Source organism: Clostridium polynesiense (assembly GCF_000820705.1).
Classification (GTDB): Bacteria; Bacillota; Clostridia; order Clostridiales; family Clostridiaceae; genus Clostridium_AA; species Clostridium_AA polynesiense.
The window spans coordinates 1-8,851 of the sequence record NZ_CCXI01000135.1 but is presented as its reverse complement, the minus strand read 5'-3'; the positions used below and the strand labels follow the sequence as shown (position 1 = coordinate 8,851).

The following is an 8,851-nucleotide window of genomic DNA, read 5'->3' as shown; positions in this document are numbered from 1 at the left end:
TTATTAGATTCGTCAAAGGCCTGATCATACTTTTCATTAAAATTGTTTTCCATAATTATTCCTCCATATATTTCAATTATCAGTAAGGGGGAATGTAATTGAAAAATTATTAATAGAGAATAATTATTCTTTATAATAATTAAAACATAATTGAAAATAAAAATCAATAGATAAATACATTGTTTATACTTTCTTAAAGTATAAACAACATATAAATATTATAATAAAGAATTCTATATGTACTATTATAAGTAATAACTTATAGGATATACATTTTTTAATTTACCAGTTAAAATAGATAAAGGGAATTTAAATATATACTTCCTAAAGATTAATTACAGCGGAGATATAGATATATGGGAGTAAATTATCTTGAAAAACAGTCAATATACAGGAGGATCCTTGCTATAGCTGTGCCAATAACCCTTCAGAATTTAATTAATGTAGGTGTCAGTGTCACAGATACGCTTATGATAGGCGGTATCAGCGAGGTACAGCTGTCAGGAATAGCTCAGGCAAACCAGCCTTATTTCATTTTTACCACATTGATTTTTGGACTTGCAGCAGGATCCATGGTTTTGACTTCACAGTATTGGGGAAAGAAAAACCTTCCTCCTATAAGGGCTATATTGGGGCTTATGATCCGCATAGGAGTAATCTGCGGTATTTTAGCCGGAGTATTGGTTTTATCAAAGCCTTTCTTAGTCATGTCCGTATTTACAAATGATGCTGAGGTTATTAACTATGGAGCAGAATACTTAAAAATAGTAGGATATTCCTATATATTTTCAGCTTTTACAGGTATTTTTCTCATTGGCCTTCGAAGCATTGAAAATGTGAAAATATCCATGTACATATATGGAATATCCTTTGGGCTAAATGTGTTTTTAAACTGGGTATTTATTTTCGGTCATTTAGGATTAAAACCTATGGAAATTAAAGGTGCTGCCCTGGCTACTCTAATAAGCAGGATTCTTGAGTTTGTTTTAACTGTAATTTATATATATTTTATTGAAAAACAAATAAGGTTCAGATTTAAGGATTTATTCAGGGGGACCTCCAGATATTGGAGAACTCTTACAAGGTACAGTGTTCCTGTGCTCTTCAGCGAGTTGAATTGGGGGTTAGGAATATCTGTTCAGGCAGCTATTATAGGACATTTAGGTGTATCTGTTTTAGCAGCCTCCAGCTTTATAAATGTGGTTCAGCAGCTTGCTGGTGTAGCCATAATGGGAGTAGGAGCAGCTGCAAGCATTTTAATAGGTACACTTATAGGTGAAGGGGAAGAGGAAAAAGCCTTAGATCTGTCAAGGCTATTAATGAAGATAAGCCTTATAATTGCAGGGGTTATCGCTTTATCAGTGATTTTATTCAGACCCATAGCTCCTAATTTTATAAAAGCTTCCGGAGAAACTGCAGTGCTGATTAAGTCAATGCTCTTTGTATCAGCTTATATGCTTTTTTTCCAATCCTTAAATGTAGTCACCTTAGCAGGAATACTTAGAGGTTCAGGTGATACGGTGTTTTGTGCTTCCCTTGATGTGGCCACTTTATGGTTTATAAAGCTGGGACTTGGATTGTTATCTGCAGTGGTATTTAAAATCCATCCTGTCTGGGTATATTTCATATTATCCAGCGATGAGTTTCTTAAAGCAGTGATAACCACACCGAGAGTTCTAAGAGGAAAGTGGATTTACCATACCACTGTACATTAAATCACTGAGCAATAATTAAATATACTTTATAGAAAAGGAGAAGCTTGTAAATATTACAGGCTTCTCCTTAAAATTCTATTTTAATCGGCAGTAGGTAATAAAGGTATTATACTCTAATACAATTTCTCCATTTATATTATATCTGTCAAATATCCCTTCAAGCTCCGATATCATAGCTGGGAAGCAGGGATCCTCTTCCATGGGTATATAAGAATAGGAGAGGAGGTTGCCCTTCAAGCCATCTAAATCTACTTTTTGAGGATTATATAAGATTTTTTCCTGTACATTTATACCTTCAAAAAAATCCGAAGGAGAATTTGGCTTTTCTTTATTTATATAATTTTCACTGTATTTTTCAATGAGAGATAAATATTCCTTCATAAAGCCTTCAGTACCAAATCTTCGGTTATAAAGGACTACCAGATAGCCTGAAGGTTTAAGTATTCTTAAAAATTCCTTTTTGGTAGGTACAGGATCAAACCAATGAAAAGCTTGGGCTGCAACTATAAGGTCAACTGACTCCTCTTGAAGAGTAGTATGTTCAGAGCTCCCGCATACAGAGTGGAAATTATTAAAGCCTGATAAAGCTTCTTCAGCGGCTTTTCTCATAGCTTCGTTAGGCTCCACAGCATATACGGTGTTTCCATTATCTAAAAAAAGCCTGGCAGAAATTCCTGTGCCTGAGCCAATATCTGCAACCACAGAAGAGCTTTTTAGATTAATGGCTTCATTTAAAAAATCAATGGTCTCCTTTGGATAGGAAGGTCTGTATGCTTCATAGATTTCAGCACGGCTGCTGAATCTCTTTTGTGGGTTTTATTCTTTTAAGTCCACGATAATACCCCTAAATTTATTGTTATAGAGCTTTTTAATGGAGTTAAGCTTTCTGTCTAGACTAAGTACACATAGTATCTAGTGTATAACATTATTATACAGTATATACTATAATTAGAAATAGTTTTTGTGCTAATGAGATTAATAATACAGTTTTCCCGTAGTATACTAAGCCTTGATGTTTATGAGCAAATTAATTGACGTTTAAACTATATATTATTTTCAAAATTCATTGGATAAATATTGATATAGTAAAAGCAAATTTATTCAATTATTTAACTATAATAACTTTATATGGTATAATCCATATTAATAAATAAATACAAGAGGTAAGGTAATATATGAAGATTAAAATAGAAATTAGCTTTAGCGGTGAGCTTGTACTTCCTCAGCATTATAATAATATTATTCAGGCAGTGATTTATAAATGGATAAATGATGATAATTACAGAGATTTTATTCATAATGAGGGATATAGATATGAAAAGAGAAATTATAAGCTTTTTTCTTTTTCAAAGATCTTTGGTAAGTTTTCCATAAACAGAGAAAGAGGAATAATAACCTTTTATGATAAGCTCTATCTTTATTTAAGCGCTATGGATGAGAGGTTTTTACAATACCTGACTAATGGCATAATAACTTCTGAAAAGATAATTTTAAAGGGTAAAGAGGCTTTTGTTACATCAATAGAGGTTATCCGGGAAGAGCCAAAAGAGGAGTTATTGGTATATACATTATCTCCAATAACCGTCTCAAGCACAGCAATGATAGGAGAAAGTAAAAAAACCTATTATTACACCCCAATGGAGAAGGAATTCTCAGAAATGATAAGAAAAAACTTAATAAAAAAAATAATAGCCTTCACAGGATCAGAACCGGATAATTTGGACTTTGAAATTAGAAAGGCAGGCGACAAGCTGAAGGAAAGTGTATTAAGCTATAAAGGCTTCGTTATAAAGGGATGGAATGGCGAATTCCTTTTAAAAGGCTCTAAAGAACTTATGTCAGCAGCACTAAACAGCGGCTTAGGCTCTAAAAATTCTCAGGGATTTGGCTTTATTATGATAAAAAAGTAGTTAAAAATAATTCGGTCCACCTCCAATAGTGTAAAAAACCCCGGGGATAGACCGAATAACAAAACAAGCAAAATAGCCAATGAAATGAAAATCAGCTTTTTAAAAGAATTATATACATAGAAAAAAGCCTGGAATAATGCCCCTTTAACGGGTTTTGAGAATACCTATGAGGAATTGAAACCGGTATATCCCAGGAGACTATTTCTTTACCTGGGTACGTTTTGAGAATACCTATGAGGAATTGAAACAACAGATCATCAAGGAGTAATACCTCAGCAGTTTGAGTTTTGAGAATACCTATGAGGAATTGAAACTAAAAAATCTGCTTCCAATTCTATTAAGTCGTATTTAGTTTTGAGAATACCTATGAGGAATTGAAACTCTCTTCAACCTTGAATAATGCACTCTCCTTTAAAAGTTTTGAGAATACCTATGAGGAATTGAAACGGAGCTTCTAGTATTAATGGAGTATTCCCTGACTATGTTTTGAGAATACCTATGAGGAATTGAAACCTCTTAGCACTAAGCCTATCCTGCTCTGTACCGAATGTTTTGAGAATACCTATGAGGAATTGAAACAAAATGCTAGTAAAGTGCCACAACTTGAGTTGCAATGTTTTGAGAATACCTATGAGGAATTGAAACTTATACTAGACACTGAAATGCAGGACGCATACAAAGTTTTGAGAATACCTATGAGGAATTGAAACCAAAATGCTAGGGAAATAATGAAGCGGCAAGTTAAGTTTTGAGAATACCTATGAGGAATTGAAACCCAGTTAAGAAGATTGCAAAGGCATTTGGATTGCCAAGTTTTGAGAATACCTATGAGGAATTGAAACTAGAAAAAGAATAATTAAAGGTTCTCCTCAGGGGAGCGTTTTGAGAATACCTATGAGGAATTGAAACTAAGCAGCTCTAGCACAGGCCCCTAAATACCTAGACATGTTTTGAGAATACCTATGAGGAATTGAAACAAGCTTACGTTTATCTTGTTATTAGCACTCAAGCCCGTTTTGAGAATACCTATGAGGAATTGAAACACAACCATTGCCTTGGCTATACATTTCACCACAATTGCGTTTTGAGAATACCTATGAGGAATTGAAACTAGTATTCCGGCCATCTATCCCTCCAATTTACTGGATGTTTTGAGAATACCTATGAGGAATTGAAACTAATATCTTTAACTGAATTTCTTTGAGCCTATACTCTGTTTTGAGAATACCTATGAGGAATTGAAACACCGCCAGATGTATAATATATTCGGACAATGATAAACCGTTTTGAGAATACCTATGAGGAATTGAAACTGGAAGAGAAGAGGAGATTAAAATAGGTGAATGTTAGTTTTGAGAATACCTATAAGGAATTGAAACATAAATTTGCACATATCGAAGTAGCTAGATATATGCCGTTTTGAGAATACCTATAAGGAATTGAAACAAATCACTACCAGGCAATCTTTGTCCAGTTTGTGCAAGTTTTGAGAATACCTATAAGGAATTGAAACTTATCCACTCTCTAAAATCATTTATTAGTCCCCATAAGTTTTGAGAATACCTATAAGGAATTGAAACACATTAGCAGGGTAATCAAAGGTTAATTTCAAACCGTTTTGAGAATACCTATAAGGAATTGAAACAACATATTCTGTTTTATTGCGGTTATGGCATCCCGGGTTTTGAGAATACCTATAAGGAATTGAAACATGGCTGTAATAGTATCTCTATAAGGCATATATACGTTTTGAGAATACCTATAAGGAATTGAAACTTCTTTCTCCTTGTTGCCAAACGCCAACAGCCATATGTTTTGAGAATACCTATAAGGAATTGAAACTTTTTAGATTGTAACTAATCAAATATTGAACCACTAAGTTTTGAGAATACCTATAAGGAATTGAAACCTAAGAGTTCTTCTTTGGTTAAGGATACATTAGCTTCGTTTTGAGAATACCTATAAGGAATTGAAACCTAATAATCTCAATACCTTCGCTTGAATATCATCAGTTTTGAGAATACCTATAAGGAATTGAAACTTTTCTGGAATATACATCAATAAACTAGTTTCTTTAAGTTTTGAGAATACCTATAAGGAATTGAAACGTTGGTGTGGAAAGTATAGAGCTTAGGGGTAAAAAGTTTTGAGAATACCTATAAGGAATTGAAACACTACAGGGAGGATTATAGAGAGGTTGACGATGAATGTTTTGAGAATACCTATAAGGAATTGAAACATGCCACTGAACATTGCAAAATATATTTCACCTTTAGTGTTTTGAGAATACCTATAAGGAATTGAAACATACAACTCAAAGAATGATAAATTCGCTCAATAAAGGTTTTGAGAATACCTATGAGGAATTGAAACAATTTTGACACATTGCAAGGTATAAAATAATTATACCCGTTTTGAGAATACCTATGAGGAATTGAAACTATGCAACTAATCCGCCTAAAGAATAATCTTCTCTGAGTTTTGAGAATACCTATGAGGAATTGAAACTATTTTTACTCCTGCTTAAAGCTTTACAATTCTTCGTTTTGAGAATACCTATGAGGAATTGAAACTCTTTAATTCTAAACTTTTCAAACCGTGGCAAACTTGTTTTGAGAATACCTATGAGGAATTGAAACAGGGTTAGGAAATAACCTAATAAATTAAAAAGGGGTAGTTTTGAGAATACCTATGAGGAATTGAAACGATTGTGATAATATACTATTACGTTGCTATTTAGAGAGTTTTGAGAATACCTATGAGGAATTGAAACATATTAATCCACTATATTGATATACTTATACTTCTTGGTTTTTAGTATACCTAAAAGGAATTCTAGATTCAGAACAGCTCTTACTCTGGTTTTGCATCGGAGTTGATAGAGAATACTTATAATGAATCAAAAAGCCTTATTACACCTATAACCCCATCACCATTTATCTTTAAAACTCCTTAATTAAATAAAACTTTACTCTTCAAAGAACAAGAATCTAATTAATTCAAATTTAGCCCTGCCATAAGTTATTTCAATTTTGAATTTTCCAAATAAACTAATTTATGCTTATAAGATTTTTATTAATAATCTGAGCTTTAGATAAATAAATCCATATATCCCGTAGGATGTTTAGGCCTTGATTTTTTCGCTGATTTTATATCGAATTTAATAGTGTTTTTTTATTAAATCTTTATCGAAAAAATTGAAGGAATTAACTATAAATAGTAGAACTATACAAATATATACAAAAATTAGGAGGTGGATTATGGCTGTAAAATTCATTAGTGTTTTAGGAAAAGGTCCTTATAAGGAGTGTATGTACCGTTATGAAGATTTCCAGCAGAAAGATGAGTATATTCAAAAGACTCTTATAGATTATTTTGCTTATAAGAAGATAAATATTGATAAGTTCATCATTCTGCTAACTGAGGAAGCAAGAAAAGCTAGATGGGAGCAGGAACTTAAACCTCTTCTGCAGGCTTCAAGGGATAAAATATTAGAAAAGGATATACCTTTAGGTGCTAATGAAGAGGAGATATGGCAGCTTTTTCAATGTATTTTTGATTCTTTGGATGATGGAGATGAGGTCTATTTTGATATAACTCACAGCTTAAGATCCCTGCCTATGTTAATTTTAATCGTTCTAAATTATTCAAAGGTTGCAAAGAATATAAAAATAAAAGGTATTTATTATGGAGCTTATGAAGTAAGAAAAATCCTAGAGGGAGAAGAGGTTGCTCAAATTTTTGACCTTATGCCCTATGAACAGCTGCTTAGCTGGGCACAGGCAGTGGATGGCTATATTAATTCTGGTAATGCTGACAGGCTAAGAGATTTATCTAAGGATATTTTGCTTCCCAAGATTAAAAACAAAAATATCCAGGCTGTTGAGATAAGAAGCTTTGTAGATAGTCTGGGAATCTTTACCGAAACCATAAATACCTGCAGAGGGATGTACATTGAAGGCTTTAAAAATAAGTCTAAAAAATCTGTAATGATATCTGCAGAAGCTATGAGAAATAAATTGGACAGGCTCCTTCAGGGAAATAATAATGAATTAAAGCCTCTGTCACCTCTTTTTCATTTAATAGAGAAGGATACGGAAGAATTTAAAAATGATAATAATCTATTTACCGGACTTGCAGTAGTTCGATGGAGCATAAAGAATAATCTTATCCAGCAGGCATTTACCGCCCTGGAGGAAACTCTGAAAACCTATGTTTGCTTAAGATATGGTTTAAGTGATACAGACAGAGAACATAGAGAAGTTATAGTATCCCGAGCTATTAACCTATCCATTAAAAAAGGAGAAATTAAGTATGAAGACCTTCCGGAAAGTCATAGAGATATGATAATAAGAATAACTAAGGAACTAAAGGAGGATTTTATAGCTATTTGTGATAATACAAAGCAGTTTAGAAATGATATTAATCATTTTGGCTTTAGGGAGGATGCTAAGGATTCCAATAGGTTTAAACAGGAAGTAACAAAGCTCTTTGAAAGGTTTCTAACCTTTATTGAAAGCCATCCAATAGAAATTTCTTCTGATAAAGAAGGATTATTTTAGTACAGGGAGGAGTGTAAATGTCAAAAGCAATCACAAAGGCTCAGTGTCTTATAGTGCTTATTGGAAGAAGTGCTATGCCCAACCTCATTGCTGTGATTACAAGGCTGCAAAAGAACGGATATGTATTTTTTATTCATACCGAGGAAACAAGAAAAATTGCAGAGAATCTTCAGGAGCTTCTTAAAAAGAAAAAGGACCTTAATATTACCTCGGAGCTTATTAAAATTAAAAGTTATGCTGATCCTAAAATGGTTAGTGAAGAGCTGCAGAACAAATTCCTTTATATAAAAAATAAGCTCCCTTCAGGAAATACATACATTGAGCTTAATTATACCGGAGGTACCAAGGTTATATCAGCAATAGGCTTCATTACCTTTAAAGAGGTTTTTGCCCATTATAATGAAAGGCTTCTTTTGAGCTATTTAGATGGAGAGCAGAGCAAGATTTTTATTAACAGCGGTAATAAAGAGCATATAATTGATTATTCCTCAGCGGAAGTGCTTTTTTCTTTGGAAATAAAGGATGTTGCGGATGTCCATAAGGAGATGATAAGCGAGGAATATAGAGATAAACCGCAAAAAGGAGAGGATGCCACAAAATACAGCAGAGATATTATGGTCTATATAATAAGTCATATAGAAGAAAGAGAAAAGCTTGTAATAGA

At 33.1% G+C, this 8,851-nt stretch carries 5 protein-coding genes and 1 CRISPR repeat array; of the genes, 4 read left to right on the top strand and 1 reads right to left on the bottom strand.

The features are described from left to right. Positions 1–356 precede the first annotated feature (356 nt). A complete protein-coding gene (locus TA89_RS13665; RefSeq protein WP_052447513.1) occupies positions 357–1,715 on the top strand; it encodes an MATE family efflux transporter in 1,359 nt (452 codons plus the stop codon). Positions 1,716–1,790: 75 nt separating this feature from the next. Here TA89_RS13665 and TA89_RS13660 read toward each other — a convergent pair whose 3' ends face one another. Then, positions 1,791–2,498, bottom strand: a complete 708-nt coding sequence (locus TA89_RS13660; protein ID WP_082023954.1) for a class I SAM-dependent methyltransferase — start codon at positions 2,496–2,498, stop codon at positions 1,791–1,793. Between the two features lie 392 nt (positions 2,499–2,890). Between TA89_RS13660 and cas6 the strand changes: the two genes are divergently transcribed. The 3 genes from cas6 to TA89_RS13645 all read left to right on the top strand — a co-directional run. Next, positions 2,891–3,625: a CRISPR-associated endoribonuclease Cas6 gene (gene cas6 / locus TA89_RS13655; RefSeq protein WP_040214168.1), complete on the top strand. Its 735-nt coding sequence runs from the start codon at positions 2,891–2,893 to the stop codon at positions 3,623–3,625. Positions 3,626–3,776: 151 nt separating this feature from the next. Beyond that, positions 3,777–6,398: direct repeats of the CRISPR family, unit length 30 nt; unit sequence GTTTTGAGAATACCTATGAGGAATTGAAAC. Between the two features lie 487 nt (positions 6,399–6,885). Continuing rightward, the gene (gene csx2, locus TA89_RS13650) at positions 6,886–8,187 is read left to right on the top strand and encodes a TIGR02221 family CRISPR-associated protein (RefSeq protein ID WP_040214167.1); all 1,302 of its coding nucleotides are present in this window, start codon (positions 6,886–6,888) and stop codon (positions 8,185–8,187) included. 17 nt (positions 8,188–8,204) lie between these two features. Beyond that, on the top strand, positions 8,205–8,851 hold a 647-nt coding region (locus tag TA89_RS13645; protein WP_040214165.1), incomplete at its 3' end, for a PDDEXK family nuclease.